Genomic DNA, 266 nt, shown 5'->3' on the forward strand with positions numbered 1-266 from the left:
ATCCATATGTTTTCTAGAGATATTGGCATTGACCTTGGCACGGCAAACGTACTCATTTTTGTCAAAGGAAAAGGAATTGTGCTCAATGAGCCGTCCGTCGTCGCGATTGATAAGAACACGAACAGGGTGCTCGCTGTCGGCGAAGAAGCAAGGCGAATGGTAGGACGTACTCCTGGGAATATCGTTGCCATTCGGCCGCTCAAAGACGGAGTAATCGCTGATTTCGACATTACCGAAGCGATGTTGAAACACTTTTTAAGCAAGCT

At 47.0% G+C, this 266-nt stretch carries 1 protein-coding gene; it reads left to right on the top strand.

The genetic code is table 11. The annotated features are described in order from the left end of the window. Nucleotides 1-6: 6 nt before the first annotated feature. A partial coding sequence (locus tag RG959_RS24290) for a rod shape-determining protein (RefSeq protein ID WP_342799318.1) occupies nt 7-266 on the top strand: 260 nt, incomplete at its 3' end.

Origin of the sequence: Domibacillus sp. 8LH (assembly GCF_038806185.1) — a bacterium.
In the GTDB taxonomy this organism is placed as follows: Bacteria; Bacillota; Bacilli; order Bacillales; family Domibacillaceae; genus Domibacillus; species Domibacillus indicus_A.